The organism is Rhizobium sp. A37_96, from assembly GCF_053521765.1.
Genome location: NZ_JBNWDS010000003.1, coordinates 69,661 through 90,327, shown reverse-complemented (window position 1 = coordinate 90,327; position 20,667 = coordinate 69,661). Strand labels below are relative to the sequence as shown.

Genomic DNA, 20,667 nt, shown 5'->3' with positions numbered 1-20,667 from the left:
CCTGAGTTCGATCACGGTTTCACATCCGAAGGATGCGGCCCTGCATCACCACGACATGGAAGCGATCCGGCTTTCCCGCCACCGATCCACATGCCGCATGGCCGGATAGGTTCGCTAAAGAACACCAGTTTATTCGGCGCTTCCGCCCGCGCGCCAGCAAGGCTGGAACTGTTTTCGCGGCCAGTTCAGCCTGCTCCAATCTGTCATGTAGAAATCGCGGCCGTTAAATTCCGGCCCGAGGCTTGCCGCAGTAAAGATCCGCTGCGAGCATCCACGGAAAAGAAAAAAACCTATGTATTATCCTCCGCCATGGCCAACCGGACCGTTCGCGACTTGAACCAGCCGGCAAAAGCATGGAAAGTAACGATACAGAGGCAAGCAACGGCAGGCAGCCGCCCTCCCTCACGCAATGGCAAAGCGTGACAAGCAATAACACAAACGAATGCTGATCCAGCAATCCCCAAGCATCTCATGAAGACAATTTCCGGCACGAATCTCGAACAGGCCAAATCGCATAACCGGCGTGTCGTGATCGAAGCCATACGCACCAACGGACCGATGTCGCGCGCGGCCATTGCCCGCATGACCGCACTGACCACGCAGACGGTTTCGAACATCGTGGAGGAGTTGTCGCGCTCGCATCTGCTGATCCCGATGGAGGCGCAGAAGATCGCGCGCGGCCAGCCGATCATTCCTTACACCATCAACCCTACCGGCGCCTATTCCATCGGCCTCGAACTGGGCCGCCGGCGCGCGGTCGGCGTGCTCACGGATCTGTCGGGCACAGTCCGCGCCCGCATCGAGCGCCATGTCGACCGGCCGGGGCCGGCCGAGGCGATGCCGATCTTTGCCGCGATCGTCGGAGATCTGCAACAGGCCTTTACCTTCGATCGTGACCGGCTGCTCGGGGCCGGCATCGCCCTGCCCGGACGTTATGCGGATGGCGGCGTGACGTCGCTCAGCCCGCTCAACCTGCCGGGCTGGCAGGATTTCCCGGTCGCAAGCGAACTGGAACGGCTTATCGACCTGCCCGTGCTGGTCGAAAACGATGCGACGGCCGCGGCGATCGGCGAGCGTCTCTACGGCGTTGCCCGCGGTCTTGGAAGCTTCGTCTATCTTTTCCTGGCGGGAGATGGCGGCATCGGCGCCGGCATGTTCCTCGACGGCCATCTCTACAAGGGCAGCCGCGCCAATGCCGGCGAAATCGGTCACATCATCGTCGAGCCGCACGGCAGGCTCTGCACCTGCGGCAAACGCGGCTGCCTCGATCGCTATGTATCGCCGTCCGTTGCCTATGAATGTCTCGGCATCGAGGATGCCCAGGAGCGGGACCCCGACGACCTGGATGCCATGATCGCCGCAAACAGCCGTGGTCTGAAGGCCTGGCTCGAACAGGCGGTGCAGCCGCTGCGCCAGACAATCGATTTTCTCGAGCTTGCTTTCGATCCGCAGACGATCGTGCTTGGCGGCAGCGCGCCGACATCCTTGATGACCGGCCTGGCCGAGCACGTCGAACCGCTCCATATTCCGGTAAACCCGACCGAAAGGCGCACTATTCCCCGCTTGATGATCGGCGCGACAGGCAAGGACACCGCCATCCTCGGCGCGGCGGCCCTGCCCATTTTCTCGGAAACGAACCCGCAGTTCGACGTCTTGCAGAAACCGCTCACGCACCGTAGCGCCGTGTAACGGCGCAGGCTCCGCAGACCCTCCGAACTGCGTTTTATCAATGTCGCTCAGGCGCGACCGACATGGGCCGCGCCTGAGAGCCATGCATCAGGCTATCAGAATTGATGCAGGCCGTAGAGTAGCGGCATGGTGCCGGCCAGCGCCTTGAACCGTTCCCAGGATTTCGCCGAGGGCTTCGTCCAGCCGGTCTCCGCCAATGCCGAGAGGCGCGGGAAGACCAGCCGGTCGAAGATGGCGCGATCAGTCATCGACTCCGACCAGATGCAGGCCTGAATGCCACGAAGCTTTTCCTTCTGGGCATCCGTCCAGCCACCGACGGGATCGAAGGTGTAGAGTTTTTCCGGATCCGAATGGCCCGCCCAGCTTGCGCCAGGCTCGTCCCAATCCGGGCGCATCGCCATGTCGAGATAATAGACCTGCCCCGGGCAGACGACGATCTCGTATCCGCGGCCGGCAAGCTCGGCCGCGACCTCGACGTTACGCCAGCTGCAGAGATAGCTCTTGTCCTTGTCGATCCTGTCACCGTGGGCGGCTTCTTCCCAACCGCCCGTCACGCAGCCCTTCGAGGCAAGAAACGCCTGGATACGCTCCAGGAATTCCGCCTGCAGGTAGGCCGCGCCCGAGCCGTGAATATCGTCGGCGCCATGCGTGTTGGTGATGACGTTCAAACGCTTGGCATGGGCGTCCGCCACGTCGTTGCCGGCGAGTTCGCGCAGCCGCGCCAGCGCTTCCGGCGAGCCGGACCAGGCACCGAGCGGAACCTCGTCGGCACCGATATGGATCGTCTTGAACGGGAAGAGCTCGATCAGTTCCGAGAGGATCGTTTCGATCACCTCATAGGTCTTCTCACGCGCCGGGTTGATGCAGTTGTCCGGGAAGCCTTGGACCGAATAATAGCTGCCGGCCTCGTTGGGATCGCGCAGCTCGGGAATTGCCTGGAGCATGGCGTAGCAATGACCGGGTATGTCGATCTCCGGCAGAACCTCGATGCCAAGACCGTTGGCATAGGAAACGATATCGCGCACGACGGCCTTGGTATAATAGCCGCCGGTGCGAGCCGGGCTGGAGCCGAGAAGCGGCGGCATCGGCAGGCCGTGGCCGCGCCATGCGCCGATCTCCGTCAGCGCCGGATAGGCATCGATCTCGACGCGCCAGGCTTCATCATCAGACAGATGCCAATGGAAGCGGTTGAGCTTGTTCCAGGCAAGCACCGCCATCAGCTTCTTGATTTCAGCCGAACCGTAGAATTGCCGTGCGACATCAAGGTGCAGGCCGCGCCAGCTCATGACAGGCTCGTCGACGATTTCGCCACCCGCCGGGAAGTGGAATGCCTGTGGATATAGACGCGCGCCGCGCCAGATCTGGCCAATGGTAACGAGACCGTAGACAAAGCCGGTCTGCGCGCTTGCTTCGACGGTTACGGTCTCAGGCGAAAAAGCGAGCCTGTAGGCCTCGGCGCCGAGACCTTCAACCTGGCGCAATTCCACCGGCACGGCACCTTCCGCCTCGGAACGGATGAGACCTTCAGCCGAAAAAAGGTGCTCGACAAGGCTCGTGAAACTTGCGGCGGCAGCCTGCGCTTCCGGCGCCGTAGCCTTCAGGGCAAAGCCTGCCGGCAGCGGGCGGCGGGACGATACGGCTACGCGGTTCGGCCAGGGAATGATCGACAGCGGCACCGGCGGATTAGCTGGCACCGGATAGATCTCCGCGCCGCGCTTCAACGGCGCATTGCTCGCCGATGTGCGCGTCGGCTCGGTGCCAAGCGAAATCGTGGTGCCGTCGCGCAAAGCGAGATAGGCGCTGTTGGCGCCATCGTTCCAATGGCGAAACTGCCAGCTCAAAGCACGAACCGTGATGGTCCAGGTTTCGCCTGCCCCCAGCACGAAACCTTCCGGCGGCTGGAACTCGGTGAAGTTGGAAAGCCGCTTCGTAACCGTCGCGCCTTCGACGATGCCGGCCGGATCGACGCGCCCGGGGCCGCTGACACAGAGCGAAAAGCCCGAGAGCGGCTCCGAGGACAGGTTCTTCAGCCGCAGGACGTAGGAAAACTCCTTGTCGTCGGTCGGCGGGTTCCAGGTGGTTTCAAGCCGCAGAGCCAGGGATCGCGGTGTGGACATGGGCATTCTCTCTTCCTGAAGGGATTGTTCAAAGCTTGAGCATGCCGGCATAGATGCCGGGAGCCGAATTGGGGATCATTATGGCGCCGACCGTCTTCTCGTAGAATTCCGAAGGGCCGACATCGCCGATAACGGTATAGCCGTAGCCCATGGCCTTCTGATCATTGAGGCATGCAAACAGCAGCGCGCGGCCGATGCCGAGACCGCGTACGCTTTCATCGACACCCGTCGGGCCGAAAAAGCCGCGCGCCGTCGCCTCGTGGCAGGCAAAGCCGACAAGTTCGCGATCAAGCGTGGCGATAAAGCATGTCGGCGGCTGGCGCGTCATCGCCACCGTCGTCTCGCTTGCCCATCCCTCGCTGAAGTGCTTGCCGACCCAGCCGACGATGAGCCGCAGTTCCGGCGGCAGCGCGCGCCGGATGGTGACGCCGGCCTTCGCCATGCGCTCGGGCGACTGCGTGTCTGCCGGCAGGGTCGATAGATTGACCAGGTAATCCAAGGGAAAAATCCTTCTAGTTCGATCTAGTTCGATGCGACGAGCGCACGCATGAAATGATTGGGGCCGAGCTGTTCCACCTCGGTCGAGATCGGCCGGCTGAGCGAGCGGATCTTCTCCGCCTGTTCAAGAAAGCGGGCGCTGCCGCCGGTCACGAACCTGCGGCCGCCATGCGGCACCGCCGAAAGCAGCAACTGCGTATAGGGATGCTTCGGATTGGCAAGGACAGCATGGGAATCCCCCCACTCGACCATCTGGCCGGCAAACATCACCACGATCTCTTCCGCGACATGGGCTGCCGTCGCGATATCGTGGGTAATGTAGAGCATGGCGAGATCGTTTTCCCGCTTTACCCGCGCCAGCAGATCGAGAATGTCCTTGCGGATCGATACGTCCAGCATCGACGTCGGCTCATCCGCCACCAGCACGCTCGGCGCGACCGCCAGCGCGCGAGCGATGTTGACGCGCTGACGCTGGCCGCCGGAGAGCTCATGCGGAAACTTCTGGCGCGTTACCGCTGGATCAAGCCCGACGCTTTCGAGCAGCTTCGATATGTCGTCGTCCCGCTCGGCCTTCGGCTTGTCCTGACCATGCAGTTGCAGCGGCCGGGCGATGTGGTGGTTGATGGTGAAAGCCGGGTTGAGGGAGGAGAACGGATCCTGGAAGACCATCTGGACGTCCTTGCGGTACATCCGCTCTTCCTTGCCCGAACCGCGTGCCGTGCGGTCCTGCCCACGGAACAGCAGCCTGCCGGCCGTCGGCTTGTCCAGCCGGGCGATGATGCGGGCGCATGTGGTCTTGCCGCAGCCGGATTCACCGACCAGCGCGAGCGCCTTGCCTGCAAAGAGGGAGAAGGAGACGCTCTTCAAGGCATGCACGGTGCCGAAGTGGCGCTGGATATCATCGAGCCGGATGACGGGTTCTGCAGTCACGGCCTGTATCTGCGGTTTCATGCGAAAACTCCGGAAAGGTGAGCGCTGGCCGGAAGCTGCGGGATGGCGTTCCAGAGCTTGCGCGTATAGTCGTGAACGGGCGATTGGCTGACCTGCGTGACATCGCCGACCTCGACCAGTTCGCCTTTCAGCATGACGCCGATGCGGTGGCACAACTGCGCCATCAGGTGCAGATCATGAGTGATGAAGAGTACCGAGAACCCGTAGGTCTGCTGCAGGTCGAGAACCTGTTCCAGGATCTCCCGCTGCACGACGACGTCCAGAGCCGTCGTCGGTTCGTCCATGATGATGAGTTCGGGACGCAACGCCAGGCAGATGGCAATGACGATGCGCTGGCGCATGCCGCCGGAAAACTGGTGCGGGTAATCGCTGACGCGATGCGCGGGAATACCCACCAGCTTGAACATCTCCTCGGCGCGGGCACGCGATTCCTGGCGCGAGCACCCGGTATGGCGATGCAGGACGTCGTGAAACTGCGCTTCCACGCGCATCAGCGGATTGAGCGAATTCATGGCGCTCTGGAACACCATGCCGATGCGCTTCCAGCGGATCCTCTGCAGCTCGTTTTCCGGCATCTTCAACAGATCCCGGCCATCCAGGCGAATGCTTCCGCCGCTGATCCAGGCAGGCGCCTTGGAGAGCCGCGTGATCGCATAGGCGATCGTGCTCTTGCCGCAGCCGGACTCGCCGGCAAGACCGAAGATCTCGCCGCGACCGATATTGAAGGACACGTCCTTCACCGCCCGGAAATCGCCCTTGTCGAGCAGGTAGTCGATATTGAGGTGTTCGATCTCAAGCAGGTTGTCGCTCATTGGCCAGACCTCATCATGCGGTTGCGGGCGCGGGTCAGACGGAACCAACGGGTCAATGCCGGGCCGGAGCGCAATTGCGGATTGGCGATTTCGTCGAAGGTGAAGTTGATCAGCGCGAGGCCAAGTCCCGTCAGCGCGATGCCGATCGCGGGCACGCCAATATCCCACCAGGCGCCGACCATGATGGCCGAGGCATTTTGCGCGTTGTAGAGCATGGTGCCCCAGGTGACCTTCAGCGGATCGCCGAAGCCGAGATATTCGAGCGTGGTCTGGGCGACGATCGCGTAGATGATGCTGCCGACCAGGTTGATGCCGATCAGCGGCGTCAGGTTGGGCAGGATCTCGACGAAAATGATACGCCAGGCCGGCTCGCCGATCATCTTGGCGGCGGTGACGAAATCGCGGTTGCGGAGCGCCATCGTCTGCGAGCGCGTCATGCGCGCGCCCCACGGCCACGAGGTCAACGCGATGATAATCATGATCGTCATGGGGCCGACTGTGCCCGCGAAAGAGGCAAGCAGGATAAGTAGCGGCATGTTCGGTATGACCAGCACGGCATTGGTGGCAAGGTCGAGTACGGCATCGGTCTTGCCGCCGGCGTAGCCGGCGATGAGACCGATCGCGGTGCCGATCACGGTAATGACGATGCCTGTCGCAAAGCCGACGGAAAGCGAGCTTCTGGCGCCCCAGACGAACTGCTTGTAGACATCCCGGCCCATCTTGGTGGTGCCGAATACATGCTCGACCGATGGCGGCTGATGCGAACGGCCTACGCGAGCGCCGGGCTCGCCCGGAGCGATGACCGGAGCGAAGATCGCCATCAGGCACAGCGCGGCGACGATGACGAAGCCGACGAGCGCCTTCTTCTGACTGAAAATGGATCGCGGAGAAAAGCTCATCGTCCTGCCTCCCTCAATCGCGGATCGACGAGACCGTAGATGATGTCGACGAGGAAATTGGCGCCGAGGGTCGCGAGCGTCATCAGCAGCAATTGTCCCTGAATGACGGGATAGTCTCGCGCCACGCTGGCGGTAAACAGCGTCAGGCCGAGCCCCGGATAGTTGAAGACGATCTCGGTGACGATCGAGCCACCGAAGACGGCGCCGAGTATCAGCGCAAGGTTGGTCAGGACAGGCAACAGGGCATTGCGGGCGCCATAGCTGAACATGACCGCGAGGTTGCTGAGCCCCTTTGCCCGGCCCATCGTCACATAGTCTTCTCCGAGCACGACGATCATGGACGAGCGCATGGTCGTCTGGAATTCACCGACGAGAAAGGGCGAAAGCGTCAGGACCGGCAGGATCGCATGCATGAAAACGCTGCCGAAGAAGGTGAAGTTGAAGCCCGGATCGAGGTTGGGATCATAGGCATATCCCACAGGGAACCAGCGCAGCGACACGGCGAAAACGAACAGGCTGGTGAGCGCCACGATGACGGGTGGTATCGAAAACAGGATCACGGCGAAGGGCGATACGATCGTATCGAACCGCCCGCCGCGCCTCCAGGCCGAGATGGCGCCGAGTACGACGCCGACGCACAACGAAAATATGATCGCTGTCACGACCAGGAAGACGGTCCACAGCGTGGCCCGGCTCAATACCTGGACCACCGTCTGCGGATAATATTTGACCGAAACGCCAAGATCGAAGGTGGCGAGCCCTTTGAGATAGTCGAGGAACTGCAGCATGATCGGCTGATCGATCTCACCGAAGCGGGCCTTGATCGCCTCCACGGCCGCGGGCGTGGCCCGCGGCCCGAGCTGGGCGACCATGGCGTCGACGGGGCTCCCCGGCATAAGCCGGGGAAGAATGAAGTTCACGACGATCGCGAAGGCCAGGGCCACCGCATAGACGCCGAGGCGCCGGCTTGAAACACGCATCTCTGCTTCCTTCGCTGTGGTCTTATTGGACCGGCTTCAGACGCAGCAGATGCATGAGACGCATGCGATTGTTGTCGTGGTTTTCCGGGTTCATCACCGGATCCTTGTCGGTGACCCAGCCGGTGAAGCGCTTGCTGGAATACTGATACCAGGTCGGTCCGTTGAAGACCGGCACGACCGGGAAATCATCGGCGATCAGAACCTGGATATCATTGAAGATCTTCTTGTGATCGCCATCGGAAGACGACTTCAGATATTGATCGAAGAGCGCATCGAGCTTCGGGTTGGAGTACCGCGGCGCGGAAACGGTGAGCTTTCCGGCATAGGCCGTCGACAGGCTCTGATAGTAGCCCTGGAACGGCGTGGCGCTATCGGCTCGCGAGTTCATTACGACATCGAAGCTGCCGTCCAGCAGCTGCTTGCGCCACTGCTCGTATTCGGGCGTGGCGACAGAGGCGTTGATGCCTGCAGCCCGCAGCCCTTCGACGGCGATCTGCACGGCGTCGATCCAGTCGGTCCAGCCGTTCGGCACGATGATAGCGAAGGTGATCGGCTTGCCGCTCGGCGTGGTGCGGAAGCCATCGGCGCCCTTCTTGTAGCCGGCATCGTCGAGGATCTTGCTCGCCTTGTCGGTGTCAAAGCCCATGAAGGCGTCCTTGTCGCCTTCGGCAGCCTTGTTGCGCCAGCTTTCGAAGCGCGGCGGCAGACCGCTGGCATGCAGGTTGACGACCGGATAGCCGAAGCCGGCGATATCGACCATCGACTGGCGGTCCATCGCCAGGCTGAAGGCGTGGCGGAAATTGAGATCCTTGAAGGCCTCGAGATTACCGGCATTCGACGACTTGAAGTTCATCTGGAAGGCCACGGTTTCAGCCGGCGGCTGCCAGTAGCCATTATGCTCGGGGTCGAGTGCGACGAAGGTCTTGTCGATCTGCGGCAGGAACGAACCGATCCAGTCGACGGTGCCTTCCGGCAACAGCGCCAGCATCTGGTCGTTGCCCGAGATCTGCGGCAGGCGCAGGCAATCGACATGCAGCGAGGCGGCATCCCAGTAGTTCGGATTGCGGCACTGCTCGTAGACCTGCGGCGTGAAGCGGCGGACCTCGGTCATCGGGCCGGAGCCGACGGGCTTTTCGTTCTTGTAGGCGACCGGATCGGCAATGTCCTTCCAGATATGCTCCGGCACGACGGCGAGATCGGCCAGGGATTCGGGGAATTCCGAGTTCACGGCCTTGAGGTTGATTTTCACCTGTGTCGGCGAAGGCGCCTCGACGGAAGCGACTGTCTGGCCGACGCCGACCGTATCGACGGCCGGGTTCTTCAGCATCAGGTCGATGGTGTACTTCACGTCGGCCGAGGTCAGCGGCTGTCCGTCGGACCACTTCACGCCGGGGCGGAGATCATAAGTGATCGACAAGAGATCGTCGGAGAACTTGTAGCTGGTCGCCAAACGCCAGACCGGCTTGCCGCCATCATTGGCGTTGAAGATGACCAGCGGCTCATAGATGAAATCCATCGTGCTCTGGCGACGACCGGCCAGATCGAAAGGATTGAAGTTGCTGACCCAGCTGGTCTGCTCTTCGATGTGCATCGTCAGCACGGCCTCGGCCGCCGAGGCGATGCCGGAGCCGAAAGCCAGCGAGGCTCCGAGTGCCGCCGCTGCCCAAGACGTCCGATGGAAGAGATTTCGCAATGCTCTTTTCTTCATTCCCATTTGCAGTTCCCTCTCGTTGTTTTCGAGTAGTCAATCAAATTGATTTAATATCGAGTTTCGAGACTCGTCAATCGCAGATTGGAAATCAACAGGGGACGGCTTCGGCATTGGCAAAGGGCGCCGCCGGACGGGCAATCGCTTGCCGCAATCGGGTTCTGGAAGAAAATCAGGGATGTGTGTGCCGCAGCGCTTCCGCGATATCGAGACCGAGTCACGGCTCGAACGCGCCGATCGGCGGCGCGAAAAGTGCCGTGAGAAACGGCCGGGAAGCGACGTCCTCGATACCGGCGCGTGAGCCGTGGCATCGAGGACATAAAATCAGATGTGCGGGAAATCAGTCATCCGATCGGCAGCCCCGGGACTTGGGGCGGAGCTGCCGGATATGTGGATTGCGGTGCGGCAATGGCCAGATCGCAATCAGCGCAGCAAAGATGCTCTCGCTCAGTCGACGGGCTTGTAGGCAACCACGTCCATCTCGACCTTCACGTCGACCATCATCGGCGACTGGACGGTCGAGCGCGCCGGCGGGTGATCGATGAAGTGCTTTTCGAAAACGGCATTGAAGCTCGAGAAGTCGCGCGCATCGTCCAGCCAGACATTGACCTTCACCACATGCTCGAGCGTGCAATCGGCGAGCGCAAGCACGTCCTTGATGTTGGCGATGACCTGCTCGGTCTGCGTCACGATATTGCCGCTGACGATCTCGCCGTTGCGGGTCGGAACCTGACCCGAGACATAGACGAAATCTCCGGCCCTGACAGCCTTAGCGAAAGGGCGGCGCTGGCCGCCGGCTTGGTTGTCGGCGACATCAAAACGGATCAGCTTGTTCTTGCTCATGATGTGTTCGGTCTCTCTCTGTTGTCGAAATCCGCAGCCGCCATCGCTTCATCGCAAAGAGGCTCGGGCGCGGCTCCCCTGGCACCTTCATTAGCGGCGGTAGCGCCGCCACGCCAGATCGTTTCGTTCGATTCAGAGTTCCATGTCGACCAGATTTGCTACGGCTTCAACCGAGACATTAACTTTAGCATTTGTTGAAGCCGCAGCAATTTCAGATGATTACAATCATATCCTCCAGCTATCTAGCGCTTGTGATGGACAGCCTGCAAGCCGTAGACGGGTGTCGGAATGCCTTCCATGCGCGCCTTCAATTGCAAGGAAAGATACTGGGAATAGTGCCGCGACTGATGCAGATTGCCGCCATGGAACCATAATGCTTCCTGCTGCGTCGGCTTCCACATGTTGCGCTGTTCGCCTTCCCATGGACCCGGATCCTTCGGCGTATCGGAACCCAATCCCCAGACCTTGCCGACACTGTCGGCGGTTTCCTGGTCGATCAGATCGGCGACCCAGCCATTCATCGAACCATAGCCCGTGGCATAGACGATGACATCCGCCGGAATCTCCTGGCCATTGGCAAGCTTCACGGAGTTTTCCGTAATCTCGTCAACCTGGCCTGCCGCGAGCTTGACCTTTCCATCGATAATCAGCTGCGATGCGCCGATGTCGATATAGTAGCCCGAACCGCGCCGCAGATATTTCATGAACAGGCCCGATCCGTCCGCGCCCCAGTCCAATTGGAAGCCGGCCTTCTCCAGTGCCGCGTAGAAATCGGCATCCCGTTCACGCATCTGGTTGTAGAGCGGAATCTGGAATTCGTGCATGATCCTGTATGGCAGCGAGGCAAAGATCAGGTCGGCCTTTGCCGTCGTCACGCCGTTTGCCAGCGCCTGTTCCGAATAGAGCGCGCCGAGCCCGATATCCATCAGCGTTTCGGACCGAACGATATGGGTGGTCGAGCGCTGGATCATGGTCACATCGACACCGGCTTCGTGCAGCGCTGCGCAGATGTCGTGGGCCGAATTGTTCGAGCCGATGACCACCACTTTCTTTCCCTTGTAGCCGTCCGGCCCGGGATGCTGAGAGGAATGGTGCTGCTCTCCCTTGAAATTCTCCCGCCCCTTGAAATCCGGGATATTCGCCTTGCCGGACATGCCGGTGGCGAAGACCAGCTGCTTCGGCCGGAGAGTGACTTCCTCGCCGTCGCGATCGACGACGATGGTCCATTCCTTCGCCGCCTCATCCCACCTTGCCGACTTCGCCGTGGCGCGGGTCCAGTAGTTCAGCTCCATGACCTTCGTATAGAATTCCAGCCAGTCGCCGATCTTGTCCTTCGGTGCGAAGACGGGCCAGTTCTTCGGGAAATCGATGTAAGGCAGGTGATCGTACCAGACGGGGTCGTGCAGGCAGAGAGACTTGTAGCGTTTGCGCCAGGAGTCGCCCGGCCTGTCGTTCTTTTCGAGGATGATGGTGGGAACGCCGAGTTGGCGCAGCCGAGCGCCGAGGGCGATGCCGCCCTGCCCGCCACCGATGATGACGACATAGGGCTGCTTGTCGTAGCCGAGCGTTCGGGCTTCTTCCTCGCGCTCCTCCTTCCAGGTCTTGGCGCCGATATTCTGGCCATGCTTGGCGCCCAGCGGGCGCGTGAAACCGGCCTTTTCCTCATGCCCCTTCAATTCGACCAGGGCGGTCAGCAATGTCCAGATGAGCCCGTTCTTGAAACGGATGAGGCCGTAGCCGCGTCCGACGCCGGTTTCGAACGAAATCCAGCTCTCGAGTACGCCGTCCCCCTCCGTGGCCTCCTCGCCGGCGGAGACTCGAAAATTCGAGGGCTTCGTGCCGGCAAGCTGGGCCTGCAGCATGTCGCGGACCTGATCGCGGCCTTCGACGGTCTTGATGTTCCAGGTGAAGGCGACGAGATCGCGCCAGTAGCATTCCTCCGCAAACATGGACACGGCCTCGTCGATCTGGCCGGCCGCAAGCGCCTCGCTGAATTTATCGAGAAGCGCCTGAATACGGGTGGTCGGGGTTTTGTCGAGCATTTCATCTCCTCCTGCTCTTTGAAGATTTTCGGGGCGGCTCCTCAACCGCTCCCGTGGATCGCGGTTATCGCGACAGATCGATCAAGATCTTGAGGTGCTTGCCGGCGGGATCGAGCAACTGGTCGAAGCCCTCGGTGACGGCTTCGGCGAGCGACACGAACTTGGTGACGATCCGCAGGGCCGGAATCTGGCCGCTGGCAATCAGCCTGGCAACGCGCGGCCAGTAATGGGTCGGGTAAGCCCAGGAGCCGCGGATATCGATGTCCTTGAAGGTGACGTCGAACCAGTTCAGCGGGTTCTCGTGAGGGTGCAGGCCCGTCTGGACGACGACGCCCTGCTTGCGCACGGCATCGGCGCAATTCTTCAGGGCGTGCTCGTTGCCGACGCATTCGATGGCGATATCGCAGCCCACGCCGCCTTCCGTCTCGCGGCGGATGACATCTCCGACATTCGCCGATCTCGGGTTTATGGTCCGCACGTCCCTGAGCGCCTCTCTTGCGAGCGCCAGCCGCGTATCGTTGAGATCGGACATGAAGAGCTGCGTCGCGCCGGCTGCGCGCGCCGCCATTGCCGTCAGGATGCCGATCGGCCCCGCCCCGGTAATCAGCACGCTGTTGCCGGCCGTCACGCCGGCCCTGTCGCAGGCATAGACGGCGACGGCCGTGGGTTCGATGAGGGCGGCCTCCTCGTCGCTCAGGCTCTCGGGGATAGGCTGCACGTTGTAGTCGTTGAGCAACGCCGCCCCCGCCATGCCGCCGGACTGCCACGACAGGCCGGCAAGCGCGAGCTGCGAACTTAAGTGAAACAATCCGCGATCCGCATAGTAATCACCCTCGCGGGGCATGATGAGCGGCTGGACCGAGACGCGATCGCCAAGCTTCACATGGCTGACGCCCTCGCCTATGGCCTTCACCACTCCGCCGAATTCGTGGCCGAGAACCTGCGGCCCATGCGCCTTGGTAAAGGGATGCGGCTCCTTCGGCACGAAGATCGGGCCGTAGGCATATTCATGCAGATCAGTGCCGCAAATGCCGCAGAAGCGATTTTCGATCAACACCTGGCCCGGCCCTGGTTCAGCCGGCGCCGGAATATCTTCGATACGCAGATCCTTGGCGGCATGGAAGCGGAGAGCTTTCATTCCTGTTTCCTCCTCGTTTGCTCTTGCAACAAGAAGACAGCAAGCGGCATGCCAGACAGCGGCAGAACCGGAAACCTCAATTTTTCAATGGCTTATATTTCAACCCGAAGGCCATGCATCGAACATGCAACACCTTCGCTGCAACAGGTGTTGTAATGATTGCGTCAGTTGAGGCGCTTCAGCCGGCGATGGATCGTGGAGCGATTGACGCCGAGTTTGCGGGCGAGCGCCGAAACGTTCTTGCCGCATTCGTCGAGCGCCTTGCGGAGATCGTCCGCCGGCTGCTCGCCGCGCGGCAGGGGCTGGTCGTCGCACAGCGCATCCGGCAGGCACTCCATGGTGATGACGCCGTTTTCCGAAAGCGCGGCCGCTACGCGCAACGCATTGGAAAGTTCGCGAATATTCCCTGGCCAGCCATGGTGCAGCAAAGCCGCGCGGGCAGATGCATCCAGCCGGTAGAAGTGTCCGTTGTCTCGACCGATACGCTGCAGAAGATGATCGATCATGGCCGAAAGATCCCGCCGCGCGCGCAGCGGCGGCAGCGCCAGGGTGACGGCATTGAGCCGATAATAAAGATCCTGCCGGAATTGCCCGAGCGCGACCAGCTCCGCCAAATCCCGATGCGAGGCCGAGAGCAGACGCAGATGCACCGGCCGCGCCTTCAATGCACCGACGGGTAGAACCTCGTTTTCAGAAAGCACCCGCAACAGGCGGCTTTGCAGCGCAAGTGGCATGTCGCCGATTTCATCCAGGAACAATGTTCCGCCATCGGCCTCTTCGATCAGGCCGCGCTTGCCTTTCTGGTTGGCGCCGGTAAACGCGCCGGGCGCATAGCCGAACAGCTCCGATTCCATCAGCTGCTCGGGGATCGCCGCGCAATTGACCGCAACGAATTTTCCGGCAGCGTCGCCGCTGTCATGGATCGCGCGCGCCAGATATTCCTTGCCGCTGCCGGTCTCCCCCTGGATCAGGATCGGAATGCCGCGGCCCGCGAGTTTGGCGGCGCGCGCCTGCAGGCGCTCCATGGCCGGATCGCCGAAGCTGAGGTCCTTGAAGGGATTGCGAAGTTTCGCGACGTCCGCGCTCGGCACGCGGCGAAAGCCCGAGGCCGGCGCAATGGCGCTGGCAAAGACCGCCAGACCGCTCTTTGCCTTGAGCAGCCTGTCGCCATTCGGCTGCCCTCGCATCAGCAGGGGCAGATCGTCGAGCTCGATATCGAAGAAGCGGTCGATCGGCTGACCGATGAACTGGCGGGTCACGATCCCGTGCATGTCCATCGCGCGGGCCAGCGCCCCGAAGCCGCCATGCGTCATGCCGGTAATGCGGCCGCTGCCGTCGAGCGCGATCGCCGCGTCCGGATCGACATCGAGAAATTCGGGCGAGCGCGCCAGGCGCAACACCCAGTCGTTGCGCGTGCGCGTCATCAGGTTGGCAAGCTCGATGCGGCGGGCGGTCGACGCGACAAGATGTGCGGCAAGCTGCTGACTGGCCTTTGCCGTCGGCGAACGAAGCTGTGAAATATCGAGCACCGCCGTCAGATCGCCGAGCGTGTCGAAGATCGGCGCTGCCGTGCAGGTCAGCCCGATATGGCTGGTGTCGAAATGGTCGTCCTGATGGATGATGACCGGCTCGCCCGAGACGATGCAGGCGCCGACGGCGCAGGTCCCCGCCCGATTCTCCGACCATTCGGAGCCGAGATAGAGCCCCGCCTTGCGCAACTGGTTGTCGAAGGTCGGATCGCCCATGAAGTCCACGGTCACGCCGCGGGCATCGGACAGGAGCAGCACATAATTCTGCTCGACGACCTGGCTGAAGAGCCGCTCAAGCCCCGAGCGTCCGATGCGGATCAGTTCCTCCGCCTGCTCGCGATGCTCGCGGAGCTTCACCTCCGGCACGATATAGGCTTCCTGCGCGGCGGCGGGATCCAGCCTGTAATCGTTGAGGCAACGCAGCCAGGACTGCACGACCGGGGCATCGCGCGGGCTCACGGCCCCCATCGCAACGCGCTCGATCTCCTTAATGTGCGACAATGTCGACACCATGGATGGCTCCTCCCGAAAACATGGTCGCATATTCGAGCCCTATCAACAACGTATCATTCCGCCTGCTGGCAGCATCTGTAAGGCTGCTGTCAGCCGAACGGGACATGTTCGCTTCCGGAAAGCGGCGCTGCCGCTTCGAGATGGAAGTGGATGAAGGCATGAACAATGCAAGGCTGGCCGCGGCTTCGCTGACAGTGTTTCTGATCAATCTGGACCGGGCGGGCGATCGCCTTGCGGCGATGCAAGCCAAATTGCAAGGAAGCGGCCTCTCGTTCGAGCGCGTAGCCGCTGTCGATGGCAATTCGATCGATTTTCCAACGCCGAAATTCAGTGAAATTTCCTTTCGTTTCATGCATGGCCGCCGGCGTAATCCGGGCGAAATCGGCTGCTATCTGAGCCATATAGAATGTGCCCACCGGCTGCTTGCCTCGCAAAACGAGTTCGCTCTCGTCCTTGAAGACGATCTCGAATTCCCCCCGGATCTTGTCGATATCCTGGAAGCCGCGCTCGAACAGGATGCGCGATGGGATATCCTGCGCCTGTCGAGCGTCAGCGCAGGCAGAAAGTTCGATTTCTGCAAGCTTACGGAAAGCCGCAGCCTTGCGATCGCGCTGACCCGGGAAAAGGGATCCGGTGCCTATCTCATCAATCGACGGGCAGCCAGATGGTTCGTCGAGAAACTCCTGCCGATGCGGCTGCCGTTCGATCTTGCCTTCGATCTCGAATTCTTCCGGGGCCTCAAGTCGGCTTTCGTCATTCCGGTTCCCATCAATCAGCAACTCGGGTTGCCATCACAGATTCAGGGGCTTCGACAGCGACGGCGCTACCATCGTTCGCGTGCGCACTATCTGACGGTGATACCATGCCGGGCGTTCATTGAAGCGAGCCGGCTGCTGACCCGGACTCCGAGGTTGGTGGCCTTGCTTCTTCAAAGCCGGATTGCGGCCACGAAACGCGGCCGTCGCGAACTCGGTGCCGAGATTATGGCTTCGCTCAACGGAACGACGCAACTTGGCGATCCGCAATGAGATGGGGAAGGCCCGAGCCACGTCAGGCTTCGCCGCCCGATTTATTCTAGCGGCTGCCGGGATATCGCGTCCTTTTGCCAAGCCTGCCATGGTTGCCTTTCCGCCCTTGAGCCTGATAAGACGAGGCATATTTCGTCATATGATTGGTTGATGTTCAGGAGGATTTGTCATGACAGAACTCGCGCAATCGCTTGCGTCCATTCGTATCCCCGATCTGGCCGGAAAGCGGGTGCTGATAACAGGCGCCTCGACCGGCATCGGCGCCGCCGTCGCACGCGCCTTTGCGGCACAGGACATGAAGATCGGCCTCCACTTCAATGCGAGCCGCGAGCCGGCGGAAAAGCTGGCGGATGAAATCAAGGCTGCCGGCGGCACGGCGCATCTCATCCAGGGCGATGTCTCGCAGGACGGCGGGACAGAACGCGTCGTCAAGGACGCAGTCGAAGTGCTGGGTGGCCTCGATGGCCTGGTGAACAATGCCGGCGGCATGCTGGGGAGGATTCCCACGGCCGAGATGACGGACAAGCACTATGAGCGGGTCATGAACCTCAACGCCCGCTCCGTGCTTGCGGCAACTCGCGCGGCCCATCCCCATCTCAGGCAGCAGGGCGGCTTCATCATCAACACCACCTCGATCGCCGCGCGCAATGGCGGCGGCAACGGCGCTATCCTCTATGCAGCCTCCAAGGGCTTCGTCTCGACCATCACCCACGGCCATGCCAAGGAATTCGTCAACGACAAGATCCGCGTCAACGCGGTCGCGCCAGGCGTCATCGCAACGCCGTTCCATGAGCGCTATACCAATGACGAGCAGATGGAGTTGCAGCGCAAGACGATTCCCATGGGCTTTGTCGGCACGCCGGAAGATTGCGTCGGCGCCTATCTGTTCCTCGCCTCCGCGACGCTTTCCGGCTACATCACCGGCCAGATCATCGAGGTCAATGGCGGCCAGTTGATGCCGTAAACACGGCTTCCGATCGCTTTGCGCGCCAGGCAATGCTAGTCTGCCCGGCGCGGCGACCTTCACGTCGCAAAAGATGGAGCGCATCCAAGATGGCAAAGACGCCCATTCAAGACGGCATCGAAACGTCCGTGAAATTGACGCATCCGGACCGGATCTACTGGCCCGACGATAAGGTCAGCAAGCAGGACCTTCTCGATTACTACGCCCTGGCCTGGCAGCGGATGAAACCCTTCGTCGCCAATCGTCCCCTCGCCCTTCTGCGCTGCCCCGACGGCATCGACGGGCCGCGCTTTTTCCAGAAGCATGCCTGGAAGGGCATCAATCCGCATATCGAGGAAATTGCCGACCCCGAGGACAAGGAGGCTGCAAAGCTTCTGAAGATCGAAGACTTCGACGGTCTGGCCGCTCTCGTCCAATCGGCGGCGCTGGAAATTCACCCCTGGGGCACGACCATAGATCATTGGGAAGAGCCCGACATGATCATCATGGATCTCGATCCCGGCGAGGATGTCGCCTGGAGCAAGGTCGTCATCGCGGCAAAGGAAATAAGGGAACGGTTTTCCAGGCAGGGATTGACCTCCTTCGTCAAGACATCCGGCGGCAAGGGGCTGCATGTCGTGGCCTCCCTGAAGCCGCAGGCGAATTGGCCGCAGGTGAAGGATGCCGCCGAGGCCATCGCCCATGCCATGAGCGCCGATAGCCCGGAGACATATCTATCGGTCGCCAGCAAGGCGAAGCGGGAAGGCCATATCTTCATCGACTACCTGCGCAACGGCCGCGGCAATACCGCCGTGGCTCCCTATTCGACCCGCGCCAGAAAAGGGGCGGCCGTTTCGATGCCGGTCAGCTGGGAAGAATTGGACGGCAGGATCGGCCCCGCCTCCTTCACCGTCGGCAATGCCGCCTCGCGCTTGAACCGGTCGAGCGCCGACCCTTGGGCCGATTTTTCCAAAGCCGCTTCGCCGCTGAACCTGTGATCCTATACGAGGAACGGGATCAGCGCCGGTGTCCGCGATTTGTAGTCGGCATAATCGCGGCCGAACATCTCGCTCATCCAGCTTTCCTCGATCTGAACGCGCCGCAGCACGGCATAGAGTACGGCGGCGATAGCAAGCACGGCAGCAACATCGCCACGCGCGATGGCCGAGCCGATGATAGCGAGCATCAAGCCCGAATAGATCGGATGGCGGACAAGCGCATAGGGACCGGACCGTATGAGCGCGTGATCTTCCTTAAGCGTAATCACCCCGCTCCAGTTGCGGCCGATGTGATACCTGGCCCACACCGCGAAGAGCAGGCCGATAAGCGTCAAGGCCGCACCAATCGCATAGGTCGCCGGATGATGCGGGAGGATGGCAAATCGCAGCGGCCCCAGCCACGAACGGTCAACCACCAGAAGGAAGGCACCGATCCAGATCGGCAAGGTATTGCCGAGCCGTGATAGCGGATCCTCCTGCCGCACGCTTTTCTTGACGCCGAACGAGGCAAACAGCCAGATCAGCAGCCAGACGACCCAGCACGCGGGAATAAATTGATAGAGGAGCATCGCTCACGCCGTATCTTTATCCAGCTCCGGATAGTGCCGGAAAATGCCGTTCTCATTGAAGGGAATACGGCGATCGGATTCAAGATAGCGAGCAATGTTGGGCCGTTTCATGACGGTTGCATGCAGCGCCGTCAGATGCGGATAGCGACGACCCAGATGTGCCGTCGCCCGCGGGAAAGCATAGCGCAGGCCCTCATAGACCTGGAACAGCGACAGATCGACGTAGGTGAGCGCATTGCCGAAGATATGGCTCGGTCCATGCGGGTTTTGCTGCAGGACGCGTTCGAAGTATCCGAGGAATTTCGGAATGCGGTTTTCGATGAATTCGGCGGCGCGGTCCTTGGCCTCGTCCTTCTGGTCCTCGTAATACTTCGATGTGGCGATGGGGTGGTGCGTATCATGGACCTCGGCGACGAGATCGGTAATCGTCAGTTGCAGGCCATTCAATACGTGCCGCTCTCCTTCGCCCTTCGGCGCAAGGCCAAGTTTCGGGCCGAGATACATCAATATATTCGCCACATGCGGAATGATGAGGTCTCCGTCCTTCAGAAACGGCGGAGCAAATGGAATATCGGAGCCAGCTCCGCTTTCCATGATCGCCAGCATGGCCGGCATTCCCTGCCCCTTGCTGGCCGAGCCCCGGCAGATATCGACATAGTCGGCACCGGCCTCCTCCAGCGCCAGCCGGACGAATTCACCACGCCCCTGGACGCCGTTCCAGTAGTAGAGTTCATAAGGCATTCGGCTTTCCCTCTCGAGAATGAAACACGGTCACTTGCGGCGATCGCCGTGCAAGTCTCTATGCAACTCCCGTCGCGCTTCCCTCAAGATCTCCCGGCGTTGCCGGCCAAGCCGGCTTCCGCTGCGGTCAATATAGAAATTCAGCATCGACAACGCCGAACGTAGGGGATCGAACTTGCGATGACTACCCATGACGGCGCGCTTCCTGATGGAGGCGACGATGATCTTTGGATCGTAAGCCGCGAAGATGCCGTCCTTGATGGGCAAGGTCTCGCGCTCGGTGCGCCCCTCCGGCAAAACCTTCCGACGCAAAGCGCCTTTCATGGCGGCATCCTCTCGCACACGGATCAGGAATGCGCGTGCCGCTCGTGCCGCTTGCGGGTCGCTGCCGCCTTCTTCGCGGAGGCAGAGCGCTCGGTTGCGGGGCGGTTGGCGGAAGCGCGCCCGCCGATCCTGCCGCCCTCCTCGGACGACTCATGATTTTCAGGATGGCCGCGACCCGAGCCGGATTTCTTGCCGCCGCCACTTTCCTTGTTCACGGTCGCCCAGGCGCGTCGCTCGGCTTCGTCATGAGAAACGCCGCGATCCTCGTAGCCTTCCTCGATATGCTCGGCTTTGCGCTTCTGCTTGTCGGTATAGGCGGATTTGTCTCCTCGTGGCATGATCTTT

At 61.3% G+C, this 20,667-nt stretch carries 19 protein-coding genes; 4 read left to right on the top strand and 15 right to left on the bottom strand.

The window, feature by feature from the left end:
• Positions 1-471 precede the first annotated feature (471 nt).
• Entirely contained in the window at positions 472-1,689 is a 1,218-nt protein-coding gene (locus ACQZ6J_RS12185; RefSeq protein ID WP_449084233.1) for an ROK family transcriptional regulator, read from the top strand.
• A gap of 95 nt (positions 1,690-1,784) precedes the next feature.
• Here the strand turns inward: ACQZ6J_RS12185 and ACQZ6J_RS12180 are convergent, their stop codons facing one another.
• The 11 genes from ACQZ6J_RS12180 to ACQZ6J_RS12130 form a co-directional block, all read right to left on the bottom strand.
• On the bottom strand, positions 1,785-3,812 hold the full coding sequence (locus ACQZ6J_RS12180; RefSeq protein WP_449084232.1) for a beta-N-acetylhexosaminidase: 2,028 nt from the start codon (positions 3,810-3,812) through the stop codon (positions 1,785-1,787).
• Positions 3,813-3,834: 22 nt separating this feature from the next.
• Complete coding sequence (locus ACQZ6J_RS12175; protein ID WP_163985462.1) at positions 3,835-4,305, bottom strand: GNAT family N-acetyltransferase; 471 nt, start codon at positions 4,303-4,305, stop codon at positions 3,835-3,837.
• 23 nt (positions 4,306-4,328) lie between these two features.
• A complete protein-coding gene (locus ACQZ6J_RS12170; protein ID WP_449084231.1) occupies positions 4,329-5,255 on the bottom strand; it encodes an ABC transporter ATP-binding protein in 927 nt (308 codons plus the stop codon).
• A complete protein-coding gene (locus ACQZ6J_RS12165; RefSeq protein WP_449084230.1) occupies positions 5,252-6,067 on the bottom strand; it encodes an ABC transporter ATP-binding protein in 816 nt (271 codons plus the stop codon). Before ACQZ6J_RS12165 ends, ACQZ6J_RS12170 begins: the two co-directional genes overlap by 4 nt.
• Positions 6,064-6,966 carry an ABC transporter permease gene (locus ACQZ6J_RS12160; protein ID WP_449084229.1) on the bottom strand — a complete coding sequence of 301 codons (903 nt, stop codon included), beginning with the start codon at positions 6,964-6,966 and terminating at the stop codon, positions 6,064-6,066. Before ACQZ6J_RS12160 ends, ACQZ6J_RS12165 begins: the two co-directional genes overlap by 4 nt.
• Entirely contained in the window at positions 6,963-7,946 is a 984-nt protein-coding gene (locus ACQZ6J_RS12155) for an ABC transporter permease (protein ID WP_163985466.1), read from the bottom strand. The genes ACQZ6J_RS12160 and ACQZ6J_RS12155 overlap by 4 nt, the downstream gene beginning before the upstream one ends.
• Before the next feature lie 22 nt (positions 7,947-7,968).
• The gene (locus ACQZ6J_RS12150; RefSeq protein WP_163985467.1) at positions 7,969-9,660 is read right to left on the bottom strand and encodes an ABC transporter substrate-binding protein; all 1,692 of its coding nucleotides are present in this window, start codon (positions 9,658-9,660) and stop codon (positions 7,969-7,971) included.
• Between the two features lie 441 nt (positions 9,661-10,101).
• Positions 10,102-10,497 (bottom strand): RidA family protein, encoded by a 396-nt coding sequence (locus tag ACQZ6J_RS12145; protein WP_449084228.1) that lies wholly within the window; start codon positions 10,495-10,497, stop codon positions 10,102-10,104.
• A 242-nt stretch (positions 10,498-10,739) separates the two neighbouring features.
• The gene (locus ACQZ6J_RS12140; RefSeq protein WP_449084227.1) at positions 10,740-12,539 is read right to left on the bottom strand and encodes an NAD(P)/FAD-dependent oxidoreductase; all 1,800 of its coding nucleotides are present in this window, start codon (positions 12,537-12,539) and stop codon (positions 10,740-10,742) included.
• A gap of 64 nt (positions 12,540-12,603) precedes the next feature.
• A complete protein-coding gene (locus ACQZ6J_RS12135) occupies positions 12,604-13,677 on the bottom strand; it encodes a 2,3-butanediol dehydrogenase (protein WP_449084226.1) in 1,074 nt (357 codons plus the stop codon).
• Positions 13,678-13,841: 164 nt separating this feature from the next.
• Positions 13,842-15,719 (bottom strand): sigma-54-dependent Fis family transcriptional regulator, encoded by a 1,878-nt coding sequence (locus tag ACQZ6J_RS12130; protein WP_449084225.1) that lies wholly within the window; start codon positions 15,717-15,719, stop codon positions 13,842-13,844.
• Between ACQZ6J_RS12130 and ACQZ6J_RS12125 the strand changes: the two genes are divergently transcribed.
• The 3 genes from ACQZ6J_RS12125 (at position 15,707) to ligD (ending at position 18,688) form a co-directional block, all read left to right on the top strand.
• A complete protein-coding gene (locus ACQZ6J_RS12125) occupies positions 15,707-16,747 on the top strand; it encodes a glycosyltransferase family 25 protein (RefSeq protein ID WP_449084224.1) in 1,041 nt (346 codons plus the stop codon). The two genes, ACQZ6J_RS12130 and ACQZ6J_RS12125, sit on opposite strands and share 13 nt — an antisense overlap.
• Positions 16,748-16,916: 169 nt before the next feature.
• Positions 16,917-17,711 carry an SDR family NAD(P)-dependent oxidoreductase gene (locus ACQZ6J_RS12120; RefSeq protein ID WP_449084223.1) on the top strand — a complete coding sequence of 265 codons (795 nt, stop codon included), beginning with the start codon at positions 16,917-16,919 and terminating at the stop codon, positions 17,709-17,711.
• 89 nt (positions 17,712-17,800) lie between these two features.
• Positions 17,801-18,688, top strand: a complete 888-nt coding sequence (gene ligD, locus ACQZ6J_RS12115; RefSeq protein WP_449084222.1) for a non-homologous end-joining DNA ligase — start codon at positions 17,801-17,803, stop codon at positions 18,686-18,688.
• 2 nt (positions 18,689-18,690) lie between these two features.
• Here ligD and ACQZ6J_RS12110 read toward each other — a convergent pair whose 3' ends face one another.
• The 4 genes from ACQZ6J_RS12110 to ACQZ6J_RS12095 are packed head-to-tail and all read right to left on the bottom strand — an operon-like array spanning position 18,691 to position 20,660.
• Positions 18,691-19,257: a methyltransferase family protein gene (locus ACQZ6J_RS12110; protein ID WP_449084221.1), complete on the bottom strand. Its 567-nt coding sequence runs from the start codon at positions 19,255-19,257 to the stop codon at positions 18,691-18,693.
• Positions 19,258-19,260: 3 nt separating this feature from the next.
• Complete coding sequence (locus ACQZ6J_RS12105; RefSeq protein ID WP_449084220.1) at positions 19,261-19,998, bottom strand: glutathione S-transferase; 738 nt, start codon at positions 19,996-19,998, stop codon at positions 19,261-19,263.
• Positions 19,999-20,028: 30 nt separating this feature from the next.
• Positions 20,029-20,322, bottom strand: coding sequence for a DUF3175 domain-containing protein (locus ACQZ6J_RS12100; RefSeq protein WP_449084219.1), 294 nt, complete (start codon positions 20,320-20,322; stop codon positions 20,029-20,031).
• A gap of 23 nt (positions 20,323-20,345) precedes the next feature.
• Positions 20,346-20,660 (bottom strand): plasmid stabilization protein, encoded by a 315-nt coding sequence (locus tag ACQZ6J_RS12095; RefSeq protein ID WP_449084218.1) that lies wholly within the window; start codon positions 20,658-20,660, stop codon positions 20,346-20,348.
• Between the last annotated feature and the right edge of the window lie 7 nt (positions 20,661-20,667).

What these genes read in the sequence shown, in the direction of transcription:
- ACQZ6J_RS12150 (WP_163985467.1), bottom strand. Translation starts at nt 9,660, where the DNA reads ATGGGAATGAAGAAAAGAGCATTGCGAAATCTCTTCCATCGGACGTCT.
- ACQZ6J_RS12095 (WP_449084218.1), bottom strand. Translation starts at nt 20,660, where the DNA reads ATGCCACGAGGAGACAAATCCGCCTATACCGACAAGCAGAAGCGCAAA.
- ACQZ6J_RS12130 (WP_449084225.1), bottom strand. Translation starts at nt 15,719, where the DNA reads ATGGTGTCGACATTGTCGCACATTAAGGAGATCGAGCGCGTTGCGATG.
- ACQZ6J_RS12140 (WP_449084227.1), bottom strand. Translation starts at nt 12,539, where the DNA reads ATGCTCGACAAAACCCCGACCACCCGTATTCAGGCGCTTCTCGATAAA.
- ACQZ6J_RS12110 (WP_449084221.1), bottom strand. Translation starts at nt 19,257, where the DNA reads ATGCTCCTCTATCAATTTATTCCCGCGTGCTGGGTCGTCTGGCTGCTG.
- ACQZ6J_RS12105 (WP_449084220.1), bottom strand. Translation starts at nt 19,998, where the DNA reads ATGCCTTATGAACTCTACTACTGGAACGGCGTCCAGGGGCGTGGTGAA.
- ACQZ6J_RS12120 (WP_449084223.1), top strand. Translation starts at nt 16,917, where the DNA reads ATGACAGAACTCGCGCAATCGCTTGCGTCCATTCGTATCCCCGATCTG.
- ACQZ6J_RS12160 (WP_449084229.1), bottom strand. Translation starts at nt 6,966, where the DNA reads ATGAGCTTTTCTCCGCGATCCATTTTCAGTCAGAAGAAGGCGCTCGTC.
- ligD (WP_449084222.1), top strand. Translation starts at nt 17,801, where the DNA reads ATGGCAAAGACGCCCATTCAAGACGGCATCGAAACGTCCGTGAAATTG.
- ACQZ6J_RS12135 (WP_449084226.1), bottom strand. Translation starts at nt 13,677, where the DNA reads ATGAAAGCTCTCCGCTTCCATGCCGCCAAGGATCTGCGTATCGAAGAT.
- ACQZ6J_RS12100 (WP_449084219.1), bottom strand. Translation starts at nt 20,322, where the DNA reads ATGAAAGGCGCTTTGCGTCGGAAGGTTTTGCCGGAGGGGCGCACCGAG.
- ACQZ6J_RS12155 (WP_163985466.1), bottom strand. Translation starts at nt 7,946, where the DNA reads ATGCGTGTTTCAAGCCGGCGCCTCGGCGTCTATGCGGTGGCCCTGGCC.
- ACQZ6J_RS12125 (WP_449084224.1), top strand. Translation starts at nt 15,707, where the DNA reads ATGTCGACACCATGGATGGCTCCTCCCGAAAACATGGTCGCATATTCG.
- ACQZ6J_RS12165 (WP_449084230.1), bottom strand. Translation starts at nt 6,067, where the DNA reads ATGAGCGACAACCTGCTTGAGATCGAACACCTCAATATCGACTACCTG.
- ACQZ6J_RS12180 (WP_449084232.1), bottom strand. Translation starts at nt 3,812, where the DNA reads ATGCCCATGTCCACACCGCGATCCCTGGCTCTGCGGCTTGAAACCACC.
- ACQZ6J_RS12185 (WP_449084233.1), top strand. Translation starts at nt 472, where the DNA reads ATGAAGACAATTTCCGGCACGAATCTCGAACAGGCCAAATCGCATAAC.
- ACQZ6J_RS12145 (WP_449084228.1), bottom strand. Translation starts at nt 10,497, where the DNA reads ATGAGCAAGAACAAGCTGATCCGTTTTGATGTCGCCGACAACCAAGCC.
- ACQZ6J_RS12170 (WP_449084231.1), bottom strand. Translation starts at nt 5,255, where the DNA reads ATGAAACCGCAGATACAGGCCGTGACTGCAGAACCCGTCATCCGGCTC.